At 38.2% G+C, this 555-nt stretch carries 1 protein-coding gene; it reads right to left on the bottom strand.

The features are described from left to right. Positions 1–253: 253 nt before the first annotated feature. Entirely contained in the window at positions 254–427 is a 174-nt protein-coding gene (locus R7P74_RS28465; RefSeq protein WP_005462086.1) for a hypothetical protein, read from the bottom strand. Between the last annotated feature and the right edge of the window lie 128 nt (positions 428–555).

The raw sequence follows: 555 nt of genomic DNA, 5'->3' as shown, positions 1-555 counted from the left end.
CATTTTACTTCCCCTTTGGGCGCTTGCTTTATTCAATATCAAATCGCATACCACCAACGAAAAGTGAACTGTAAAAGGCATGGAGCGATGCGAGCATTGATAAAATCTAGAGTATTAGAAGATCAACAACGTATCATTTAATCAATTGATTCCTCCCTACTTTTCAACAGATTTTATTGACAAAAAAGCCGTTGTTCATCAACGGCTTTCTGTTCACTTTCATTGCTTTAATACAACCGATTGATGAGAAAAGCTAAAAAGCGATACCTATCACGGCTTCCAACATTTTTAACTCTTCATGAGTCAAAAAATCCGTCGATTGCCTGCTGAGCACACTGCTATTGAATTCAACTATTGCTACATTCTGTTGCTCGTCTTTTTCATTTTTTGGTTGCTCCGGGGAAAAGTTGGTATTTTGCGTAACCATATTTGCTCCTACCCTATGCTTTATTTAGAGAAGCACTAAGCCATTTACTTCCGCTGCTTATGCGAATTTTTTTATCATGTCAGAGAGTTCATTCGTACAGTTTTGCACTCTGCTGTTCATCTGGTTGG

It is taken from the genome of Vibrio sp. 2033 (assembly GCF_033339735.1).
Note: the sequence above shows the minus strand (reverse complement) of the source record. Positions and strands in the feature narration are given on the sequence as shown.